Origin of the sequence: Streptomyces noursei ATCC 11455 (assembly GCF_001704275.1) — a bacterium.
GTDB lineage: Bacteria > Actinomycetota > Actinomycetes > Streptomycetales > Streptomycetaceae > Streptomyces > Streptomyces noursei.
The window spans coordinates 1,304,000-1,323,917 of record NZ_CP011533.1 but is presented as its reverse complement, the minus strand read 5'-3'; the positions used below and the strand labels follow the sequence as shown (position 1 = coordinate 1,323,917).

The 19,918-nt window shown below is 70.6% G+C and carries 22 protein-coding genes and 2 pseudogenes; 14 read left to right on the top strand and 10 right to left on the bottom strand.

Annotation, left to right across the window (positions count from 1 at the left end; genetic code table 11):
• Positions 1 to 70: 70 nt before the first annotated feature.
• Together SNOUR_RS05425 and SNOUR_RS05420 are read right to left on the bottom strand one after the other, a co-directional pair.
• Entirely contained in the window at positions 71 to 481 is a 411-nt protein-coding gene (locus SNOUR_RS05425; RefSeq protein ID WP_067344297.1) for a RidA family protein, read from the bottom strand.
• Between the two features lie 253 nt (positions 482 to 734).
• The gene (locus SNOUR_RS05420) at positions 735 to 1,019 is read right to left on the bottom strand and encodes a lipocalin-like domain-containing protein (protein ID WP_312632059.1); all 285 of its coding nucleotides are present in this window, start codon (positions 1,017 to 1,019) and stop codon (positions 735 to 737) included.
• A 254-nt stretch (positions 1,020 to 1,273) separates the two neighbouring features.
• Between SNOUR_RS05420 and SNOUR_RS05415 the strand changes: the two genes are divergently transcribed.
• The 6 genes and pseudogenes from SNOUR_RS05415 (at position 1,274) to SNOUR_RS05395 (ending at position 6,791) form a co-directional block, all read left to right on the top strand.
• Positions 1,274 to 2,368 (top strand): GlxA family transcriptional regulator, encoded by a 1,095-nt coding sequence (locus SNOUR_RS05415; RefSeq protein ID WP_312632058.1) that lies wholly within the window; start codon positions 1,274 to 1,276, stop codon positions 2,366 to 2,368.
• A gap of 826 nt (positions 2,369 to 3,194) precedes the next feature.
• A complete protein-coding gene (locus SNOUR_RS05410) occupies positions 3,195 to 3,857 on the top strand; it encodes a DUF4097 family beta strand repeat-containing protein (RefSeq protein WP_067344295.1) in 663 nt (220 codons plus the stop codon).
• Between the two features lie 77 nt (positions 3,858 to 3,934).
• Positions 3,935 to 5,179 (top strand): serine hydrolase domain-containing protein, encoded by a 1,245-nt coding sequence (locus SNOUR_RS05405; protein ID WP_067344294.1) that lies wholly within the window; start codon positions 3,935 to 3,937, stop codon positions 5,177 to 5,179.
• A gap of 429 nt (positions 5,180 to 5,608) precedes the next feature.
• A pseudogene (locus SNOUR_RS48060) lies at positions 5,609 to 5,925 on the top strand (hypothetical protein); the annotation flags it as partial.
• Positions 5,926 to 6,032: 107 nt separating this feature from the next.
• Positions 6,033 to 6,179 (top strand): hypothetical protein, encoded by a 147-nt coding sequence (locus tag SNOUR_RS46015; protein WP_159425802.1) that lies wholly within the window; start codon positions 6,033 to 6,035, stop codon positions 6,177 to 6,179.
• A gap of 297 nt (positions 6,180 to 6,476) precedes the next feature.
• Entirely contained in the window at positions 6,477 to 6,791 is a 315-nt protein-coding gene (locus SNOUR_RS05395; RefSeq protein WP_039629944.1) for a type II toxin-antitoxin system Phd/YefM family antitoxin, read from the top strand.
• Positions 6,792 to 6,846: 55 nt separating this feature from the next.
• On the opposite strand, the gene SNOUR_RS05390 is transcribed toward SNOUR_RS05395, so the two are convergent.
• Positions 6,847 to 7,794, bottom strand: coding sequence for a M28 family metallopeptidase (locus SNOUR_RS05390; protein ID WP_067344292.1), 948 nt, complete (start codon positions 7,792 to 7,794; stop codon positions 6,847 to 6,849).
• Positions 7,795 to 8,325: 531 nt separating this feature from the next.
• Between SNOUR_RS05390 and SNOUR_RS05385 the strand changes: the two genes are divergently transcribed.
• The 6 genes and pseudogenes from SNOUR_RS05385 (at position 8,326) to SNOUR_RS05360 (ending at position 13,203) form a co-directional block, all read left to right on the top strand.
• Positions 8,326 to 8,628, top strand: a complete 303-nt coding sequence (locus tag SNOUR_RS05385; RefSeq protein ID WP_039629940.1) for an urease subunit gamma — start codon at positions 8,326 to 8,328, stop codon at positions 8,626 to 8,628.
• A 17-nt stretch (positions 8,629 to 8,645) separates the two neighbouring features.
• Positions 8,646 to 8,951: pseudogene (locus SNOUR_RS05380) on the top strand (urease subunit beta); the annotation flags it as partial.
• Positions 8,952 to 9,066: 115 nt separating this feature from the next.
• Entirely contained in the window at positions 9,067 to 10,788 is a 1,722-nt protein-coding gene (locus SNOUR_RS05375) for an urease subunit alpha (protein ID WP_067344290.1), read from the top strand.
• 138 nt (positions 10,789 to 10,926) lie between these two features.
• Positions 10,927 to 11,601 carry an urease accessory protein UreF gene (locus SNOUR_RS05370; protein ID WP_067344288.1) on the top strand — a complete coding sequence of 225 codons (675 nt, stop codon included), beginning with the start codon at positions 10,927 to 10,929 and terminating at the stop codon, positions 11,599 to 11,601.
• 58 nt (positions 11,602 to 11,659) lie between these two features.
• Positions 11,660 to 12,355: an urease accessory protein UreG gene (ureG, locus tag SNOUR_RS05365; protein ID WP_067344286.1), complete on the top strand. Its 696-nt coding sequence runs from the start codon at positions 11,660 to 11,662 to the stop codon at positions 12,353 to 12,355.
• Entirely contained in the window at positions 12,352 to 13,203 is an 852-nt protein-coding gene (locus tag SNOUR_RS05360; protein ID WP_067344285.1) for an urease accessory protein UreD, read from the top strand. The genes ureG and SNOUR_RS05360 overlap by 4 nt, the downstream gene beginning before the upstream one ends.
• Positions 13,204 to 13,209: 6 nt before the next feature.
• Here the strand turns inward: SNOUR_RS05360 and SNOUR_RS05355 are convergent, their stop codons facing one another.
• The 4 genes from SNOUR_RS05355 to SNOUR_RS05340 form a co-directional block, all read right to left on the bottom strand.
• Entirely contained in the window at positions 13,210 to 13,584 is a 375-nt protein-coding gene (locus SNOUR_RS05355; RefSeq protein ID WP_067344283.1) for a roadblock/LC7 domain-containing protein, read from the bottom strand.
• A 158-nt stretch (positions 13,585 to 13,742) separates the two neighbouring features.
• Complete coding sequence (locus SNOUR_RS05350) at positions 13,743 to 14,168, bottom strand: roadblock/LC7 domain-containing protein (RefSeq protein WP_067344282.1); 426 nt, start codon at positions 14,166 to 14,168, stop codon at positions 13,743 to 13,745.
• A gap of 70 nt (positions 14,169 to 14,238) precedes the next feature.
• Entirely contained in the window at positions 14,239 to 15,117 is an 879-nt protein-coding gene (locus tag SNOUR_RS05345; protein WP_067344281.1) for a hypothetical protein, read from the bottom strand.
• Positions 15,118 to 15,126: 9 nt separating this feature from the next.
• The gene (locus SNOUR_RS05340; RefSeq protein ID WP_067344279.1) at positions 15,127 to 15,510 is read right to left on the bottom strand and encodes a hypothetical protein; all 384 of its coding nucleotides are present in this window, start codon (positions 15,508 to 15,510) and stop codon (positions 15,127 to 15,129) included.
• Between the two features lie 484 nt (positions 15,511 to 15,994).
• On the opposite strand from SNOUR_RS05340, the gene SNOUR_RS05335 reads away from it, so the two are divergent.
• A complete protein-coding gene (locus SNOUR_RS05335) occupies positions 15,995 to 17,602 on the top strand; it encodes an alpha/beta hydrolase (protein WP_067344277.1) in 1,608 nt (535 codons plus the stop codon).
• Positions 17,603 to 17,668: 66 nt separating this feature from the next.
• Here the strand turns inward: SNOUR_RS05335 and SNOUR_RS05330 are convergent, their stop codons facing one another.
• The 3 genes from SNOUR_RS05330 to SNOUR_RS05320 form a co-directional block, all read right to left on the bottom strand.
• On the bottom strand, positions 17,669 to 18,166 hold the full coding sequence (locus SNOUR_RS05330) for a YbaK/EbsC family protein (protein WP_067344276.1): 498 nt from the start codon (positions 18,164 to 18,166) through the stop codon (positions 17,669 to 17,671).
• 50 nt (positions 18,167 to 18,216) lie between these two features.
• Positions 18,217 to 18,357: a hypothetical protein gene (locus tag SNOUR_RS05325; RefSeq protein ID WP_376738581.1), complete on the bottom strand. Its 141-nt coding sequence runs from the start codon at positions 18,355 to 18,357 to the stop codon at positions 18,217 to 18,219.
• 84 nt (positions 18,358 to 18,441) lie between these two features.
• On the bottom strand, positions 18,442 to 19,164 hold the full coding sequence (locus SNOUR_RS05320) for a lysophospholipid acyltransferase family protein (RefSeq protein WP_067344272.1): 723 nt from the start codon (positions 19,162 to 19,164) through the stop codon (positions 18,442 to 18,444).
• A 289-nt stretch (positions 19,165 to 19,453) separates the two neighbouring features.
• Here SNOUR_RS05320 and SNOUR_RS05315 point away from each other — a divergent pair, with 289 nt between their 5' ends.
• The gene (locus SNOUR_RS05315) at positions 19,454 to 19,867 is read left to right on the top strand and encodes an SSI family serine proteinase inhibitor (protein ID WP_067344270.1); all 414 of its coding nucleotides are present in this window, start codon (positions 19,454 to 19,456) and stop codon (positions 19,865 to 19,867) included.
• The last annotated feature ends 51 nt before the right edge of the window (positions 19,868 to 19,918 follow it).

Genomic DNA, 19,918 nt, shown 5'->3' with positions numbered 1-19,918 from the left:
CAAGGTTGAGGTTCGACGACTCCTCGCGGAACCGAAAGAAGTCGCGTGAGGCACGCGTCCGACAACAGACCTACCGGACGAGCCCGATGGCTTCAATCTCGATCATCCACTCGGGGTCGGCGAGTGAGGAGACCTCCACGAACGACTCCGCGAGGTGGGGCTCGTTGGGGAAATGTTCCGCGCGCAGCTTGGCGAAGATGTCCTGCCGTGCAATGTCGGTGACGAACACGGTCGCCTTGACCACGTCGGCGAGGCTGGAGCCCGCGTTCGTCAATACCGTCGACAGGTTCGCGAGCGCCTGGCGGGCCTGCGCCTCGAAGTCCCCGGCGCCGACCGTCGCCCCCTGGGCGTCGATCGGGGCCTGGCCCGAGGTGAAGACCAGATTCCCGACGCGGATGCCGAGCGATATGCCGGCCGACTCGTACCAGTCGGGCTCCGCGGAGACGCGTACACGCTCAGCGGCGGGCGGTGTAACGGACATGGTGCTGACACTCCTTCAAAACTGCTTGTGTGTAGCCGAGCGGCGGCAGTCGCCAGCTCGATGGTGATCCATGCAGGACAGCCACGGAATGCCGTGATCCATTCCCGAGGGCCCGTGGGGTCGCTTCTGGGCCAGATCGACTGTGAGCGCGCGGTGGCGGTTGTCCAAGTGCGCGAGGGCGCGCCACACCTCGGACATGATTCATCGGACGGGCCCCAGCTCCGAGGTTCCCGGGTGGCTCAGCGTTCCCAGGTCAGGAAACCGCCGCGCTCTTGCCCGTCAATGATGACCGGCTTGACGAGTTCCAGGTGGAGCCGGTGGTTCTCGTCCAGGGTGGCGTGCGGGGCAGGACGGTGTCGTCCCAGTTCGGGAAGAGACTGTGCTCGACGTGGTGCTCGACGATGTCGTCGGTGACGGTGTAGGTGCCCGCGTAAGCGAGGTAGCCGCGTGCCGCCTCGGCCTGCTCGGCGCCGGTGCCACCGTGCACTTCGCCGTCGGTGTACGCAGACCGGCCCGGGGCGCTGATCCGAACGGACATGCAGCCGTCGTCGGTCTAGATGATCAGTCCGTGCGCGTCCCTGCCCAACGGGTACGCGGCGTCGGAGCCGGTGAGCCGGTAGGAGACGAGCCGCCAGGAACCGACAAGGTGCTGGGCGTTGCCGGAGTGCATGCCATGTGGCCTTTCCGAGGAGGAACAACGGACACGTTCTGTTCTGCCCGTGATCTCCATGCTCCGCCGGCCCGTCTCACCTCGACAGTGGCGCGGATGCCACCTTGTGGCAGGATCTGGCCATGCACAAGGTGGCCGTTCTCGCACTTGACGGCGTACGCGCGTTTGAACTCGTCATCCCGACCCGTGTCCTGGGCGCGGCCAACGCCCCGGACGGCTCTCCGCTGTACGAGGTGCGGGTGTGCTCGCTCGGCGCCCGGCCCGTGACCAGCGACGCGGGTTTCTCGATCGCTGTCGAACACGGCGCCGAGATCCTGCGGGACGCGGACACCGTCGTGGTCGCTCCCACCCTCGCCATGCGTGATGGGGGGCGCGACGGGGTCCCCGCCGAGGTGCTCCCCGTACTCACCGGTTTGCGCCCGGGTACGCGGGTCGTGGCCCTGTGCGCCGCGGCCTTCGCTCTCGCCGCCGCGGGTCTGCTCGACGGCCGCCCGGCCACCACGCACTGGCGAGAAGCCGAGGACTTCCGCGTCTCGTTCCCCGACGTCCGGCTCGACCGCGATGTGCTCTTCGTCGATGACGGTGACGTGCTCACCTCCGCCGGAGTCGCCGCAGGCATCGACCTCTGCCTTCACCTCGTACGCCGCGATCACGGCGCGTCCGTCGCCAACGACGTGGCCCGCGCCTGCGTCGTGCCGCCCTGGCGTGAGGGCGGCCAGGCCCAGTACGTCCAAGCTGTCGTCCCCGCCGATGACGACGCCTCCACCGCCGCTGCGCGCGCGTGGGCACTCACCCAGCTCCACCGGCCCCTGGCGCTGGGTGAACTCGCCCGGCGCGCCGGCATGAGCGTTCGTACCTTCAACCGACGGTTCCGCATGGAGACCGGCACGACACCCGGACAATGGATCACCCTGCAACGCGTCGACCGCGCCCGCGCTCTGCTGGAGACCACCAACCTGACCATCGACCACATCGCGGCGGCCACCGGCTTCGGATCTCCCCGATCCCTGCGCGAACACCTCAGACACGCCCTCGGCGTGTCTCCCTCCGCCTACCGCCAAACGTTCGCCGACCGTGCACCCGCCGACCGCGGCCTCCCCGAGAGCCCGCCCCTTCAGCCGGCCGACTCCGCCGGAGCCGTCGTGGGACCGGTCCGCCGACGGCGACCGCCAGCCGCGTGTGTGATCGAAAGCGACGGTGGGGGAGGGAACGGGTGATGAAACATCACGCGCACCTTGTGCGCAAGAAATCGGAAACAACCGTTCCCTACGGTAACTGCCGATCCACAGGTCTTGACGATTACTCCTCCACACACGCCGCTATGCGGAGGGAACTCGGAGCCGACCATCTGGACTGACGAGGGGCGATAGCGACGCACTTCCTCCCAGCTTGCCCGACGCCTCGGTCGAGTGGGTGGGGGCCTTCCCGTCAACGGCCTGCGGAGCGTGGTGTGAGGCAGCGGTCCTCACCGAGGTGTTGCGGATGCTCAGCCATGTCACACGGGCCGTCGTCGAGCCCGACAACTTCGCTGCCAGCGCCGAAAAGTACCGCCCTTCCCTACCTACTTGCGCGCTCTCGACCACGACGAGTCCTACGACACCGCAGCCCGTGAACACGTCGACTGTGCCTAGTGGCGGAGCCCAACCGGCGTCGCTCTGTACGCCACGCCAGCCCCGATGCCGAGAGCGCGCTGCCCACTGGATCCCACCAGGCGAGGCGGGCCCCTCCGTTACCGCCGCATCAGTGGAAGTGGCCGACGTCGGTAGCCGCGCCGCTCTATGTCGCACAGACGCCCGCATCCGCTGCACCATGGCGCTGCTCGGTGTTCCTTGACGCCCCCGCCATAGCGTTCACCTTCAATTCATTGCAATGATCGGCCACTTGGTCATTGCGTTAGCCGAGAGGGCGTTGCAACGATTTCCATCAATCCACCTGCAGCGATGTCCATTTCACGCAAAGAACTCGTTGCCGGGGCGCGGAAAGCAACGTAGCGTTTCCATCGTTCGGAAACAGCCGGACCGTAAACGCAAAAGGGAGCGCACCATGCAGAAGTTCGACACCCCCACCCCGATCTCCGCCGTCCTGAACATCCCCGCCGGGCGCGTCCAGTTCATCGCCGCGGAGCGGGCCGACACCGTGGTCGAGGTCCGGCCCGTCAACGCCTCGAAGGGCCGGGACGTGAAGGCGGCGGAGCAGACCTCGGTCGAGTATGTCGAGGGGGTCCTGCGGATCGTGTCGTCGGCGCAGGACCAGTACTTCGGCCCTTCGGGATCGGTCGAGGTGACGGTCAAGCTGCCCGCCGGTTCCCGAGTTGAGGCCAAGACCGCCAGTGCCGAACTGCGGACCCTGGGCCGGCTCGGCGACGTCGTCTTCGAAGGCGCCTACCGCCAGATCACGTTGGACGAGACCGCCGGCCTGCGCCTCACCGCGGTCGACGGCGATGTCGAGGTCGGCCGGCTGGGCGGGCCCGCGGAGATCAGCACCGCACGGGGCGACATCCGCATCACCGAGGCCACCGGCGGCAAGGTCGCGCTCCACACCCAGTCCGGCGACATCACGATCGGTGCCGCCAGCGGCGTCTCGGCCGCCCTGGACGCCCACACCGCCCACGGCCGCATCAGCAACGCACTCAAGAACGACGGCACCGCCGACCTCGACATCCGCGCCACCACCTCCCACGGCGACATCACCGCCCGCAGCCTCTGACCACCCACCCACCCAACCACCCACCCAACCACCAACCACCAGTCACCAGTCACACGCATCTCACAAGGAGCCACACCATGTCCCTCGACATCACTCCCGGTCAGCACGGCGGCTTCTCCGAAACCGGGCTGCGCAGGGTGCGCGACGTGTTGGCGCGGCACGTGGAGTCCGGAAGGATTCCCGGACTCGTCGCCCTGGTCAGCCGGGGTGGTCACGCGCACGTCGAAGCGATCGGCACGATGCGCCACGACGGCGGGGCACCCATGCGCCGCGACACGATCTTCCGCATGGCCTCGACGTCCAAGCCGGTCACGATGGCGGCGGCGATGGTCCTGCTGGACGAGTGCCGACTGCGGCTGGACGACCTGGTCGAGCCGTGGCTGCCCGAACTCGCCGATCGCCAAGTGCTCAAGCGGGTCGACGGCCCGCTGGACGACACCGTCCCGGCGCGGCGGCCGATCACCGTACGGGACGTGCTGACCTCCACGTTCGGGCTCGGCATGGATATGACGTCGCTGGGCACTCCGATCATGAACGCGGTCTTCGAGCAGGGACTCACGCCCGATCTGCCGGTGCCGATGCCCGAGCCGGACGAGTGGATGCGCCGCCTGGGAACGCTTCCGCTGATGTACCAGCCCGGCGAGCGCTGGCAATACCACATCAGCAACGATCTGCTCGGCGTGCTCGTCGCCAGGGTCACGGGCCAGCCGTTCGAGACGTTCTTGCGCGAACGCCTCTTCAGCCCGCTGGGAATGAAGGACACCGGCTTCCACGTCCCCACCGACAAGATCGATCGACTGCCGACCCTCTACGCCCCCGACCCGCAGACCGGGCAGTTCACCGTGTGGGACGAGGCCAACGGGGGACGCTGGAACCAGCCTCCGGCGTTCCAGGGCGGCGGCGGTGGACTGGTCTCCACCGTCGACGACTACCACGCCTACTTCCGGATGCTGCTCAACGGCGGGATGCACGAGGGCGAACGCATCCTGTCCCGGTCCGCCGTGGAACTGATGACCACCAACTGCCTCACCCCCGAACAGAACGCCGCCCGCAACGACCTGGCCCGCAACAACGTCCACATCTCCTTCGGTCAAGGCCAGCACGGCGGTTGGGGCTACGGCATGGCGGTACGCACCTACCGCGGCGACTACGCACCCGTCGGCCAGTTCGGCTGGGACGGTGGAAGCGGTACCTCGACCTACGCCGACCCGGACAACCAACTCACCGGAATCCTGCTCACCCAGGTCGGCATGTCGGTCCCCAATGCGGCGCGGCTCATCCACGACTTCTGGACCACCGTCTACCAGGCACTCGACGACTGACACCGAGCCAACACACGCCCGGACGCCGGCCCTTGACCCACGAGACCCGGCAGTCAGACCTCTGACGCCGAACCGTCGCCGTGCCCCAAGAGCCACCAGAGGTCTGGTCAGGGGGACCCAGCCGAGGAGATGGCCGGCGACGCCGTACCTGAGAACCTCGTTGGGGCCGGCGCAGGCAACCGAGCTTCTCCTGCGCGGAGGTGAGCTGCGCCTCGGCACGCTGTCCCGCCCGGCGAAGTGCACCGCGACCAGCGCAAGGAGAGACAACAGGAGCAGGCTGCCGCAGATCAGATCGCCCAAGACGAACCGCGCCGGGTCGCCCGTGCCGAGTGACCGCCCATCCGGCGCGCCAGATGCGGTCCGGTCGCCGGTGCTGGGCGGGTTTCACGAAGGGGTGGGCCTTCACTCCGGTTCGCCTTTCGAGATGGACCTCTCCACTGGCTTCGTATCCAGCCCTTGCTGCAGAGGCGACCCACTACCTGTTCCCCACACTCGTGCATCAGCTCCGCCACCGTCCCGAGGTGTCGCCATAGTGGAGATGCCAGCTGTTGCTGACCGTCAGGACCGGCGAACAGATCTGGGGCCTGCTGGATGTCCTCTCCGGCACCTTCGACAAGATCCCGGAGACCCTGGAGCCGGAGTCCAAGAAGGACGTCGTCGGCTGCATGGAGCATGCCGTGACCCAGCGTGAGCGGGTAGAACAGATGGCTGCCGATGCCGCTGCTGAGGAAATGCCACGGACGTGAGACTCGGGTCGGGTACGCGGACACGGGCTGAGACAGCCCAGAAACCCGCTGGTCAGCGTGATGCCCTACGGCACGAACTGTGAGATCCAATAACGACGGTACTCGCGGTGGCTCAGCAGGCGTCGTGGTCGGCGGCTCACTGCCAGCACGCGGCCCAGCTCACACCGGACCGGCCGGAGGGCGCCGTCGTCGCCACCACCGACCCGCAGCGCTGGCATGGGCAACCCGTCCGCGTCCTCGACCTCGATCCCTGAACCTCCGGCCGCCGAAGCCGTGCCCACCGGCGGCCCGGTCGGCGACGCTTTCGATCCACATGGGCGAGGCCGTGCTGTCAGGGCTGTGTCGCCGATGCCGGAACGGCTTGGCGGTATCCGTTCGCCCGCCTGCTCGGGGGTCCTCGAGCAGGCGCTGACCGCGAACGCGTGTCTCACCTCGTCTCACACATCTCTCACACACGAGAGCGCACAGGAGCACGCGAGAACCTCTGACCTGGCCATTCGCTGTCGCCCCGGACTACGGCGGACCAGGTGGACGTTGCATAGGCTAGGAGCATGGCCTACGAAATTCCGGTGACGCAAGCCCGGGCCGAACTCGCGGATCTGATCAACCGCGTCGTCTATGGCGGCGAGCGGGTGGTCGTGACCCGGCACGGGAGGCCCCTCGTCGCGCTGGTATCCGCCGCTGACCTGGAGCGACTCGAAGAATTGGGGCGGCAGGAAGCGGATGCCGAAGGGGTGGAAGTGATCAGCACGGTCTCGTCCGTGCGGTCCCTGCCGTCCGCTCCGGGCGAACGGCAGCGCTTCGGCATCGCGGCGGAACACCGCGACCCGGCCGCCGGGGATCGGCGACCGGGTCGGGAGAGGTGACCGCGGGGACGGAGGACGGCCGCGCGCAGGGGCGGCCGTCACTGCCGTCGCGGCGTCAGGAGCTCAGCTGCCAGATGGCGTTGGCGATGGCGTCGGTGTGGTTGTGCAGCGCGGTGTCGTCGATGTTCTTGCTGGTGTCGCAGGAGCGGTGATAGCAGGCGTCGAACGCCTTGCCCGCGGTTCCGCCCCACGCCTTGGCCTGGGCGGCGGTCTTGATGTAGTCGGCGCCCGAGAAGAGCCCGCCGACCGGGACGCCGGCGTCCTTGAAGGGGGCGTGGTCGGAGCGGCCGTCGCCCTCGGTCTCCCGCTCGGTGGCGATGTTCTTCGCGGCGAACCAGTCCTTGAAGACCTTCTCCAGCTTGGCGTCGTCGTCGTAGACGAAGTAGCCCGGGTTCGGCGAGCCGATCATGTCGAAGTTCAGGTAGGCGGAGATCTTCGAGGTGCCGGCGCCGAGGGCGTCGACGTAGTGGCGGGAGCCGACCATGCCGTCCTCCTCGTCGCCCCACCAGGCGAACCGCAGGTGCTTGGTGGGCTTGAGGTGCTCCCGTGAGACGGCGAGGGCGACCTCCAGGATGCCGGCCGAGCCGGAGCCGTTGTCGTTGATGCCCGGGCCCGCCTCGACCGAGTCCAGGTGCGAGCCGGCCATCACCGTGGAGTCCTCGGCGCCGCCGGGCCAGTCCGCGATCAGGTTGGAGCCCTTGGCGCCGCCGCTGTCGAACTCCTGGACCGTGGTGGTGAAGCCGGCCGCGTCCAGCTTCCCCTTGATGTAGTCGATCGACGCCTGGTAGCCGGCCTGCCCGTGGGCGCGGTTGCCCCCGTTGGCGTCGGCTATGGACTGGAGCTGGTCCAGATGTGCCTTGATGCCGGCCACCGGGATGTCCGGCGCGGCCTGGACGTGGGGGGAGGTGGCCTGGGCGACCGCCGCGGTGCCCAGGAGGGCGGCGACGGCGGTGCAGGTGCCGGCGGCGAGCGCCGCGCGGCGGATACGGGAAGAGCGAATCACGGGGGGCTCCGATGCTGTTGTGGGGGTTGGTGCGCAGCGGAATTCTTGACAAGAACATGAGGATTGCGACCGCGTTTGAAACCTGTCAAGACCGGATAGTGAACGCGCGGGTTCGTGAATCGGAATGGGTGCCGGCTTTGTGGAGATTTTTCCGGATGGTTATGTGCGCTTCCGCCGGATTTCCGTATTCCGGAAGGGGGTTGGGGATGTGGAATGTGCCACCCCGGTTCCGTGCACCCCTCGGCCTCCGACGTGGAAGTCGCCGCCGTGAAGCGGGTCGCCGGTCGGTGGCGTGCGGTGATTTCCGGTGTGTTACGCCAGGCGTGACGCGGGTCGTGCCATGCGACGTCCGCTGTAACACCGTCGAAATCTCGCCTAACTAGGCTTCCGCCATGAGGAAGTTGATGGTCAATTACTGAAAGCCGGTTTGCTCCGCCTTTAAACATTGTGTGGTACATCTAACTGCGCAGGTGTGCTCACGCCTGTGGCCTGGGCAAATGCGCCCGGGTGAAAACCTGTGAGGTGGAACGTATGCAACTGACCCCGCATGAGCAGGAACGGTTGTTGATTCATGTGGCGGCAGACGTGGCTGAAAAGCGGCGGTCCCGGGGTGTGAAGCTCAACCACCCGGAAGCCATCGCCCTGTTGACGGTGCACATCCTCGAAGGGGCGCGGGACGGCCGTACGGTCGCCGAGCTCATGTCCTCCGGGCGCAAGGTGCTCACGCGCGACGACGTCATGGAAGGCGTCCCGGAGATGATCCACGACGTCCAGGTCGAGGCCACCTTCCCCGACGGCACCAAGCTCGTCACCGTTCACGAACCCATCAACTGACCGCGGGAGAGCAGAAAATGATCCCGGGACAGATCCTCTACGCCGACGAGCCGGTGCGCCTCAACGATGGCCTCCCCCTCACGCGCATGACCGTCCTCAACTCCGCCGACCGCCCTGTGCAGGTCGGTTCCCACTACCACTTCGCCGAGGCCAACCCCGGCCTCGACTTCGACCGCGCGGCCGCGCACGGCAAGCGGCTGAACGTCGCGGCCGGCTCCGCCGTGCGCTTCGAGCCCGGCATTCCCACCGAGGTCGAGCTGGTCCCCATCGGGGGCAAGCGGATCGTCGCGGGGCTGCGCGGGCAGACCGGAGGGCCGCTCGACGCGGGCGACCGGCGGGAGGCCGCCGGGCCGCAGCCGTGGAACGACCTGCACCGCGGCCGAGCGGGTGGAGACGGGGACGCCCCCGGTCGGATTCTCGGGGAGAACGGAGTCGAAGGTGCCTGAACTGACCCGCCAGGAATACGCCGACCTGTTCGGCCCGACGGTCGGCGACCGGATCCGGCTCGCCGACACCGACCTGGTCATCGAGATCTCCGAGGACCGCTCCGGCGGCCCCGGCCGGGCCGGCGACGAGGCGGTCTTCGGCGGCGGCAAGGTGATCCGCGAGTCGATGGGCCAGTCCCGTGTCACCCGCGCCGAGGGCGCGCCGGACACCGTGATCACCGGTGCCGTGGTGCTCGACCACTGGGGCATCGTCAAGACCGACGTCGGCATCCGCGACGGCCGGATCGTCGCGCTGGGCAAGGCCGGCAACCCCGACACCATGGACGGCGTCCACCCCGACCTGGTGATCGGCCCGGAGACCGAGGTCATCGCCGGCAACGGCAAGATCCTCACCGCCGGCGGCATCGACACCCACGTCCACTTCATCTGCCCCCAGCAGGCGGACGAGGCGCTGGCCGCGGGCATCACCACCATGATCGGCGGCGGCACCGGCCCCGCCGAGGGCAGCAAGGCCACCACCATCACCCCCGGTGCCTGGCACATCGCCCGACTCTTCGAGTCGATGGACAACCTGCCGGTCAACGTCGGCCTGCTCGGCAAGGGCAACACCATGTCCCTGCCGTCGATGCGCGACCAGCTGCGTGCCGGCATCCTCGGCTTCAAGATCCACGAGGACTGGGGCGCCACCCCCGCCGTCCTCGACGCCTGTCTGACGGTGTGTGAGGAGAGCGGCGCCCAGCTCGCGATCCACACCGACACCCTGAACGAGGCCGGATTCCTCGGCGACACCATCGCCGCCATCGCCGGCCGCTCCATCCACGCGTTCCACGTCGAGGGCGCCGGCGGCGGCCACGCCCCCGACATGATCGCGATGGTCTCCGAACCCAACGTGCTGCCCGCGTCCACCAACCCCACGCGGCCGCACACCGTCAACACCGTCGAGGAACACCTCGACATGCTGATGGTCTGTCACCACCTCAACCCCGCGGTCCCGGAGGACCTGGCCTTCGCCGAGTCCCGGATCCGGCCCTCCACCATCGCCGCCGAGGACATCCTGCACGACCTCGGCGCCATCTCGATCATGTCCTCCGACGCCCAGGCCATGGGCCGGATCGGCGAGGTCGTGATGCGGACCTGGCAGACCGCGCACGTCATGAAGCGTCGCCGGGGCGCGCTGCCCGGCGACGGCCACGCGGACAACCACCGCGCCCGGCGCTACGTCGCGAAGTACACCATCAACGCGGCCATCGCCCAAGGCATCGACCACCTCGTCGGCTCGGTCGAGAGCGGCAAGCTCGCCGACCTCGTCCTGTGGGACCCGGCGTTCTTCGGCGTCAAGCCGCAGCTGGTCATCAAGGGCGGCCAGATCGCCTACGCGCAGATGGGGGACGCCAACGCGTCCATCCCCACCCCGCAGCCGGTGCTGCCCCGCCCGATGTTCGGCGCCTTCGGCAAGGCCCCGGGCAGCAACTCGGTCAACTTCGTCTCCCAGCAGGCCCTGGAGGACAACCTCCCCGAGCGCCTCCCGCTGGCGAAGTCCTTCGAGGCCATCCGCTCCACCCGCGGTGTCAAGAAGGCCGACATGCGCAACAACGACGCCCTGCCGCGCGTCCATGTCGACCCCGACACCTTCACGGTGACCATCGACGGCGAGGTGGTCGAACCCGCCCCCGCCGCCGAACTCCCCATGGCCCAGCGGTACTTCCTCTTCTGACGTACCGTCAATGAAAGATCCGGAGCACCAACGATGAGCGAGCGTAGCGAGCGAATCATTCAAAGGTGCGCGCTGAGCGAATGCGAAGCCGAGCGAAGCGTGGGGGTACCCCCGGTCGGAGGCTGGGGGAGTGTCGGCATGAGCCGCGCTGCGCTGCTCGTCCTCGCCGACGGCCGGTTCCCCGCCGGAGGGCACGCCCACTCGGGCGGCGCCGAACCGGCCGTCGCCGCGGGGCACATCAAGGACGCCGCCACCCTGGAGACCTTCTGCCGGGGGCGGCTGCACACCGCGGGGCTGGTCGCGGCGGGCCTCGCCGCCGCGGCCGCGGCCGGCCTGGACCCGCTCCTCCTGGACGACGCCGCGGACGCCCGCACACCGGTCCCGGCGCTGCGCCAGGTCGCCCGCCGGCTCGGCCGTCAGATGATGCGGGCGGCCCGCGCCACCTGGCCGAGCGCCGAGCTCGACGCGCTGGCCGCGGCCCGCCCGCGCGGTGCCCACCAGCCCGTCGTCCTCGGCCTGGCCGCCCGGTCCGCCGGGCTGACCCCGCTGGACGCCGCGCACGCCGTCGCCTACGAGAACATCAGCGGCCCGGCCACCGCCGTGGTCCGGCTGCTGAGCCTGGACCCGTTCGACGCCACCGCCGTCCTCGCCCGCCTCACCGACGACCTCGAACAGGTCGCGGAAGCGGGCACCGAAGCCGCGCACCGCGCCGTCACCGAAGGTCTCGGTGCGCTGCCCGCCGCCTCCGCGCCGCTGCTCGACATCGCCGCGGAAGCGCACGCCGCCTGGCCGGTAAGGCTCTTCGCGTCCTGACCTTCCGCCCGCCCACCGTGCCGCGCACCCCGCGGCCGTACGAACCACCGGAGTCACCATGCACCTCGATCATCAGGACGGCTTTCCCGAGCGGCACACCTACAGTGCGGCTGCTCCCGTGCGCGGCGACGGGACGCGGCGTGCGTTGCGGATCGGCCTGGGCGGTCCGGTCGGTACGGGCAAGACCGCGACCGTGGCCGCCTTGTGCCGGGTGTTGCGCGAGGAGTTCTCGATCGCCGTCGTCACCAACGACATCTACACCCGGGAGGATGCCGAGTTCCTGCGTCGTGAGGCGGTGTTGCCGACCGAGCGGATCGTGGCGGTGGAGACCGGGGCCTGCCCGCACACCGCAATCCGTGACGACATCTCCGCCAACCTGGAGGCCGTGGAGGATCTGGAGGACAGCGTGGGTCCGCTGGATCTGGTGCTGGTGGAGTCCGGTGGTGACAACCTGACCGCGACGTTCTCCAAGGGCCTGGTCGACGCGCAGATCTTCGTGATCGACACCGCCGGTGGCGACGACATCCCGCGCAAGGGCGGGCCGGGCGTGACCACCGCCGACCTGCTGGTCGTCAACAAGACCGACCTCGCCCCCTATGTGGGTGTGGATCTCGACGGCATGGCCCGTGACGCCAAGGCGCAGCGCGGCGAACTCCCGGTCGCCTTCACGGCCCTGAAGCAGCCCGACGGCGTCAAGCCCGTCGCCGACTGGGTCCGGGCACAGCTGGCGCACTGGACCACGGCCACCGCATGACCCGCACCCTTCCCCGCCCCGCCGCACCGCAGGCCCCCGCCGCCCCGGCGGTCGGCCTGCGGGCCACCGCCCGCATCGTCGCCCGGCTGGACGATGGGGGCACCCCCCGCTCGAGCGAAGCCGAGAGTGGGGGAGGTACGAGCCGGCTGCCGGTGCTGGAGGGCGGTGGCCCGTTCGCGCTGCGCCGCGTCCAGTCGCACGCCGACCAGGCCCGGGTCTGCCTGGTCGGCGCCATGAGCGCGCCCCTCGGCGGCGACCGGCTGCGGATCGAGGCCACCGCCGAGGCCGGCACCTCCCTGCGGATCACCGCGGCAGCGGCGACCGTCGCCCTGCCCGGCCGCACCGGCGAGCTCGCCACCTACGACGTCCACCTGACGGTGGGCGACGGCGCCCGGCTGGAATGGCTGCCGGAGCCGCTGATCTCCGCCGAGGGCAGCGACCTGCGGATGACCACCACGATCGACCTCGCCCCGACCGCCCGACTGGTGTTCCGCGAGGAACAGATCCTGGGCCGCAGCGGCGAGCACACCGGCGCGCTGCGCAGTCGCCTGATGATCCGTCAGGCCGGTCGGGTGCTCCTCGACCAGGAGACCGCCTATGGGCCCGGCGCCCCCGGCTGGGACACCTCGGCGGTCCTCGGCGGCCACCGCGCCGTGGGCCAATTCCTCCTCGCCGGACCGGAGTTCACCGACATGCCGGCCGAGGTACGGCTGCTCGGCGGGGCGGCCGGCGACGGCGCGGCCCAGGGCGTCCTTGCCCCGCTCGCCGGGCCCGCCGCGCTGGCCACCGTGGTCGCCCCGGACGGCCTGTCGCTGCGGCGGCTGCTCGACCGGGCCGCGGCCGGCTGAGGAGGCTCACACCTCCAGATCGGACTCCAGGCGGGCGAGGCGGTGGCGCGCCAGCGCGAGGTTGGCGCGCTTGCGGTCCAGTACCAGATACAGGAAGAGACCGCTGCCGTTCTTGCCCGTCACCGGCCGGATGATGTGGTACTGCGAGGTCAGGGTGATCAGCATGTCCTCGATGGAGCCCTGGAGTTCCAGCATTTCCATCGTGCGCAGCTTGGCGCGCACCACATCGGTGTTCCCGGCCGCCGCCACATTGAGGTCGAAGGTCTGCGGATCGCCCAGGGTGGCCAGCGCCATTCCGCTGGTGTAGTCGACCAGGGCGACGCCTATCGCGCCTTCGATCGTCGACATCGCTTCGCCGAGCGCGGTTTCCATCTGCGTCATGAGGGGTCGGGCCTTTCCGTTCGGTGGTTTCGCTGGATTGTCGTCGTGGTGGAATGTGGTCTTCAGCCGACGGCCGCGAGTGGGGCGTGCCACCGGCACTCGGCGACCGGCGGACGGCAACGAGCCGTCGGCAGCGGTCGGTTCGGCGGGCGTGAGGGTCAATCGGCGATCGCCGCACGCTGGTCGGCGGAGCTGCCCGGCGGCGCGTCGAGCAGGGTCGCGATACGCGCGGCGGTACGCCGGGCCTGTAGGTGGAGCCGGCCGACGTTGGTTTCCGGGCCCGCCACGGCCGTGAGCACCGCGCGGTTGCCGGCCGCGTAAGCCGCGATGTAGCCGCGGCTGCCCCGGGTGAGGGATTCCTCGAAGCCGCCCTGCCCGGTGGCGTCGGTCAGGCGCTTGGCGACGCCGATCGCGGCCGCGGTGAGCGCGGCCAGGCCGTCGGGCTCGATGTCCGGCAGATCATGGGCGATCACCATGCCGTCCGCACTCGCCACCATTCCGCCGTGCAGATGTCGTATGTGATCGCGCAGTGCGCGCAATTCGTCCCGGATCCCGGAGGCGATCGCCTCGGTCTCGCTCGTCATCGGTCTTCTGACGCTCCTTCTCCTGGCACGCATTCCGAACACGTGCCTCATGGCCGGGATTCACAGGGGTTCACAGGTTTTCCTCCAGTGCGGTACGCAGACGGACGAGGAGGGCGACGTCCGGATCGGTGGTCTCCAGGGCGCCCGGGTCCGGCAGGTGCCACACCGGTGCGTCCGCCGCGGTGTCCCGCGCGCGCCGCTGGTGCGGAACGGCCCCGGGGCGCCGCCGCGGCAGCGCCGCCGACGGGGGCAGCCGCACCCGTCCGGCCGCGGCCAGCCGCCGCACCTCCAACAGGGTCAGGAACGCCGAGTGGCCGAGCGCATGGGCGAGTTCACCGGGGGTGCGCTCGCCGTCGGCGTGCGCGAGCAGCCACCGCTGCCGACCGGTGAGCGGCGGGCGGTCCGGGCGCCCGGGGTGCTCCGGGGGGATCGGGACGACCGGCGCGCCGTCGGCCGCCGCCCACGCGTCCAACCGGTCGAGCTGCGCCTGCCGGCGGGCCACCGCCGCCAGCAGCGCGGCGGCGTCGACCGGGCGGATCACGCCCAGCCAGTGTGCGTCCCCCCGCACGAAGGAGGTGGCGCCGGCCTCCTGCGCCAGTACGAAGCAGGCCGCGTCCAGCAGTGCCGACAGCTGGCAGACCTCCAGTTCGCCGCGGGTCAACCAGCCCTGTTGGAGGAGGAACTGACCACCGCGGTGGTGCGCTCCGGCCGCGCTCTCCGCGTGCCGCCAGCATTCCGGGGGCAGGCGGCCGGCGGTGGCGAGCCGGGCCCCGACGCCGGGGGCCGTCGGGCACTCGACGCAGTAGACCGCGCCCCGGTGGAGGTAGACGCAACCGGCCGGGCCGCGGAGGGCGCCGGTGGCGCGCTCGGCGGCGTACCGGTCGAGCGGGCCGGGCCGGCGGTCGTCACCGGCGCCGCGGCCCGAACGGGAGGGGGACGTCCAGTCCATGACGGATCGTCAGTCCGTCGCCAGCTCCGCGGCCAAGTCGCGCAGCCGTAGTCGGGCGATGGCGAGATTGGCCCGGGTCCGGTCCAGCCACAGGTGGAGGCAGGTCTGGCTGTCGAAGGCGGTGGGCACCAGGCGGATCAGGTGGTAGCTGTTCCCTGCCGTGATGATCAGGTCCTCCAGCGGTTCCCCGTCCCCGCCCGCGGTGTCGAACGTGGCGTTCCGGGTCACCGCTTGGACCACTTCGGCGGTGTCCGCGGCGGCCGCGTCGTGATCGCCGTGCGGGGCCCGCCCGGCCGTCCCCAGGGTCAGACCGCTGGTCCAGTCGGTCAGTCCGGCCCCGAGGACTCCGGGTATCCCCATCGCGCGGGCCAACACCTGGTCGATTCCGGGCACCTGACGACTCCCTCCGGCGAGCACGTTGCACCACGCAGCACACGGGCACAACACGGAGGCTCTCCCACGTGGCGGTGTGTGGGAGAGCCTGCACGGAAGGTTACTGAAGGCGGTGCCGCCCGCACCGGCATATGCAGAACGGCGGGGCCAATTGACCTGTTCTCGCCTCTCCTCGGCCCGTTGTCGGCGCTCTGTTGACCCGCGGCCCGCCGGCCGCCGCCGGCGCCCGTCCCGCCCACTCCCCGACGGCCGGCGTGCGCCCGCCGGCCAGCACCGGACCGCCGACGGCGCACGCCGGGTGCGGCACCGGCGCCCGGCGCGTCCGGCCACCGGCGCGCACGCTGCGCAACCCCCCGTTTCCTACGGCTTGGTAAAGAAATTGTGGCCAAATCTGTTCAAGTGTGGTCCGTACACGACAGGATCACCCTGTAGCTCTGCGATCACCGCCACCACAAGTGGCGCTCCAAGCTGGGGGATCAACCACGTGAGACGAACAGTAGCGCTCGGCGCCGCCGGCACCTTGGTGACCGGTGCGCTCCTCGCCGGCGCGATAGCCACACCCGCCACCGCCGGCGAGCGGCGGACGGGCGGCACGGCCGAGGCGCGCGGTGTCGCGCTGGCCGCGGCCCGTGCCGCCAAGGCAGGCATCGCATGGCAGGACTGTCCCGCCGACTGGGGGCTGAAGGCCCCGATCCAGTGCGGCTTTGTCACCGTCCCGCTCGACTACGCCAAGCCCGACGGCCGGACCATCAAGATCGCCGTCGACCGGGCCGTCGCCACCGGCGGCCCGCAGCAGCGCCAGGGTGCGCTCGTCTACAACCCCGGCGGGCCCGGCGGTTCGGGCATGCGCTTCCCGAGCCGAGTCACCACCAAGAACCCGCTGTGGGCCAAGACCGCCCAGGCATACGACTTCGTGGGCTTCGACCCGCGGGGCGTGGGCCACTCCGCGCCGATCTCCTGCCAGGACCCGCAGGCGTTCACCAAGGCGCCCAAGGCCGACCCGGTGCCGGACAGCGAGGCCGACAAGCGCGCCCAGCGCAAGCTCGCCCACGCCTACGCCCAGGGCTGCCTGGAGCGCACCGGCCGCGCGATGCTGTCGCAGATGACCACTGCGAACACCGCGCGCGACCTGGACGTGGTCCGCGCCGCGCTCGGCGAGAAGAAGCTCAACTACCTGGGCGTCTCCTACGGCACCTACCTGGGTGCCGTGTACGCCTCGCTCTTCCCGGACCACGTCCGCCGGATGCTCGTCGACAGCGTGGTCAATCCCTCGCGCGAGAAGATCTGGTACCAGGCCAACCTCGACCAGGACATCGCCTTCGAGACCCGTTGGGGCGACTGGAAGAAGTGGGTCGCCAAGAACGACGCCACGTACCACATCGGCGACACCCCGCAGAAGGTCCAGGCCGCCTGGGAGAAGCTGCGCGTCACCGCCAAGAAGAACCCCATCGGCGGCGTGGTCGGCCCGGCCGAGCTCACCGGCTTCTTCCAGAACGCCCCGTACTACGACGACTCGTGGGCCCAGGTCGCCGGGGTCTGGAGCGCGTACGCGGCCGGCAACGCCAAGCCGCTGATCGACGCGGCCGGTTCGCACCCCGACGACAAGGCCGGCAACATCAAGGCCGAGAACAGCAACGCCGTCTACACCGCCGTCGAGTGCACCGACGTCAAGTGGCCTACCGACTGGCGCACGTGGGACCGTGACAACACCCGCGTCAACCGGCAGGCACCGTTCATGACCTGGTCCAACGCCTGGATGAACCTGCCCTGCGCCACCTGGCCGGTCAAGCAGCAGACCCCGGTCGAGGTCAAGACCGGCAAGGGCCTGCCGCCGGTGCTGATCGTGCAGAGCACCCGTGACGCGGCGACCCCGTACGACGGCGCTGTCGAGCTGCACAAGCGGCTCGCGGGCTCCCGCCTGATCACCGAGCGGGACGCCGGTTCGCACGGCGTGACCGGCCTGGTCAACCCGTGCATCAACAACCGGGTCGACGCGTACTTCCTGAAGGGGACCACGGACCCCAAGGACGTCACCTGCGCGCCGCACGCCACGCCCGTCCCGGAGAAGCCGACCGCCAAGGCCGCCGGCTGATCCACCACCGGGGGCGGTCGGGAGAGGGAATTCCCGGCCGCCCCCGGCCCCTTTCCCGGCGCCCGCTCAGCCCGCGATCGGCTCGACCCGCGGCTCCGCGATCGCCGTGTAGTCCTCGGTCGCGAGCGCCAGCGAACGGTCCAGCCGCGCCGCGTTGAAGTAGATCTCCGGCTGCGCCAACAGCGCCGGGTCGACGATCAGGGTCAGCTCCTCGTCGAAGGAGAACGGCAGGATCGTCCCCGAGACGCTCCGGGCCAGCCGCTCCGCGACCTCCGTGTTGGCGAACCCCGCGTACGAGCCGCCCAACAGCGCCTTCACCGCGCCCAGATCCACCCGCCGGTCGCCCGGCACCACCGCCAGTACGTACCGCTTGGTCTTCTTGTCCAGCTTCACCATCACCACGATGCACTTCGCGGCCTGCTCGACGGCGTTCCCGCGCAGCGCGCTGACGGCCTCCGTGGCCCCCTCAGCGGGGTGCTCGTAGATCCGGTAGCGCGCCCCGCGCTCGTCCAGCAGACCGATCAACTTGCTGTAGGTCTCGTACTCGGTCTCGTGTTCGCTCACCGTTTGTGTCCGCACTCTCTCTTCGCACCGCACCACGCGGAACCTCGTCGTCAGGCCGGGAACACCGCGGCGAACGCAGCCCTGTTGGGGGAGTCCGTCCGACGGACCGGCACTGCGAAGACGATACGTCCGAACCACCCCGCGAAGCGGCCGTCGGCCGACAGGAGACCCCCGAACGCCCGTGCCACCACGGCCGGTTCGTCGCGGAGCACCCCGCATTCCCAGGCGCCGAGCACCAGTTGGCGGTGCGCTCCCGCCGCCGCGGGCCCGGCGGCTCAGCTGCCGGCGCCGTGCCCCCGCCGCCCGCGCGCCCGCGTCTCGGCCTGCGCCGCGGCCTTGGCCTCCGTGGCATACAGGTCCACGTACTCCTGACCGGAGAGCGTGAGGATGGCGTACATGATCTCGTCGGTGACGGCCCGCAGCGCGGTGCGCTCGTCCAGCAGACCCACGTAGCGCGAGAAGTCCAGCGGCGGCCCGAAACGGACCGTGACCCGCATCGCCCGGGGCAGCCGCCGCCCGGTCGGCTGCGCCTCGAACGTCCCGATCATCGCGCACGGCACCACGGGCACCCCGGCCTTCAGGGCCAGCGCGGCCACCCCGGTGCGCCCCTTGTACAACCGCCCGTCGTGCGAGCGGGTGCCCTCCGGATAGATCCCCAGCAGCCGCCCCTTGCGCAGCACCGCCAGCCCCGAGGAGAGCGCCGCCTCGGACGCCCGGCCCCCGGAGCGGTCCACCGGGATCTGCCCGACCCCGCGGAAGAACGCAGCGGTCAGCCGCCCCTTGAGACCGGCCCCGGTGAAGTACTCGGCCTTCGCCAGGAACGTCACCCGGCGCGGCACGATCGCCGGCATCACGAAGTGGTCCGCGAACGACAGGTGGTTCCCCGCGATGATCGCCGGGCCCTCCTCGGGCACCTGCGCCAGCCCCTCCACCCGCGGCCGGAAGAGCAGCCGCAACAGCGGCCCCAGCAGCACGTACTTCAGCACCTGATACAGCACCGCGGCCCCCTATCCCGTCCCCCCGACCGCCGGTGCGGCCGGATCGTGCCAGGTCACAGGGGACGACCAGGGCCGTCAGTGTAGGCGCGGAAGCCGTCGGCCGTAACCGTGCCGGCCCGTCACCGCACCATCGGGCCCCGCGGATCCACAGGGCCGTCCGGGCGACCGCACGGCGTGGCCGCTTGTGCGCCGGGGCGCGGGGGAGTGGCCTGGGGGCCGTCGGGCGCCGTCCGCCGTCCAGGCGCCCGGCCCCGCCGGGCCACCGCCCCGAGCGTTCCAGGAGACCCCGATGCCCGTGAGCCGCCGACGCCGAACCCCCCGCGCCGTCCTGGCGGCGGGCGTGACCGTGGCGCTGTGCACCGCATTCGGCGTGGCATCGGCCCGCGCCACCGACCGGGACGTCTCCGACGGCCTGTTCCTGACCGTGTCCGGCGCCGGCGACACCTGGATCCACGGCGTGCGGCTCTTCTGCCCGGACACCCGCGGCACCCATCCGCACGGCGCCGCCGCCTGCGCCGAGCTGGCCTCGGCCCACGGCGACCTCGACGCGCTGCGGGGCGACCCGCACATCTGCACCCGGGAGTACGACCCGGTCACCGTCGCCGCCTCCGGCCGCTGGCGCGGCAGGATCGTCACCTGGCACCGGCAGTTCCCCAACGCCTGCACGATGGACGCCGCCACCGGCCCGGTCTTCCGCTTCTGAGCCCCATTCCCGGCCGCCGCACCGCCGCCGGACGACGGGCCCCGGCGGCGC

Excerpts from the sequence above, each read along its gene's own strand:
- SNOUR_RS05425 (WP_067344297.1), bottom strand. The coding sequence starts at position 481 with ATGTCCGTTACACCGCCCGCCGCTGAGCGTGTACGCGTCTCCGCGGAG.
- SNOUR_RS05420 (WP_312632059.1), bottom strand. The coding sequence starts at position 1,019 with ATGTCCGTTCGGATCAGCGCCCCGGGCCGGTCTGCGTACACCGACGGC.
- SNOUR_RS05415 (WP_312632058.1), top strand. The coding sequence starts at position 1,274 with ATGCACAAGGTGGCCGTTCTCGCACTTGACGGCGTACGCGCGTTTGAA.
- SNOUR_RS05410 (WP_067344295.1), top strand. The coding sequence starts at position 3,195 with ATGCAGAAGTTCGACACCCCCACCCCGATCTCCGCCGTCCTGAACATC.
- SNOUR_RS05405 (WP_067344294.1), top strand. The coding sequence starts at position 3,935 with ATGTCCCTCGACATCACTCCCGGTCAGCACGGCGGCTTCTCCGAAACC.
- SNOUR_RS05395 (WP_039629944.1), top strand. The coding sequence starts at position 6,477 with ATGGCCTACGAAATTCCGGTGACGCAAGCCCGGGCCGAACTCGCGGAT.
- SNOUR_RS05385 (WP_039629940.1), top strand. The coding sequence starts at position 8,326 with ATGCAACTGACCCCGCATGAGCAGGAACGGTTGTTGATTCATGTGGCG.
- SNOUR_RS05370 (WP_067344288.1), top strand. The coding sequence starts at position 10,927 with ATGAGCCGCGCTGCGCTGCTCGTCCTCGCCGACGGCCGGTTCCCCGCC.
- ureG (WP_067344286.1), top strand. The coding sequence starts at position 11,660 with ATGCACCTCGATCATCAGGACGGCTTTCCCGAGCGGCACACCTACAGT.
- SNOUR_RS05360 (WP_067344285.1), top strand. The coding sequence starts at position 12,352 with ATGACCCGCACCCTTCCCCGCCCCGCCGCACCGCAGGCCCCCGCCGCC.
- SNOUR_RS05355 (WP_067344283.1), bottom strand. The coding sequence starts at position 13,584 with ATGACGCAGATGGAAACCGCGCTCGGCGAAGCGATGTCGACGATCGAA.
- SNOUR_RS05350 (WP_067344282.1), bottom strand. The coding sequence starts at position 14,168 with ATGACGAGCGAGACCGAGGCGATCGCCTCCGGGATCCGGGACGAATTG.
- SNOUR_RS05345 (WP_067344281.1), bottom strand. The coding sequence starts at position 15,117 with ATGGACTGGACGTCCCCCTCCCGTTCGGGCCGCGGCGCCGGTGACGAC.
- SNOUR_RS05315 (WP_067344270.1), top strand. The coding sequence starts at position 19,454 with ATGCCCGTGAGCCGCCGACGCCGAACCCCCCGCGCCGTCCTGGCGGCG.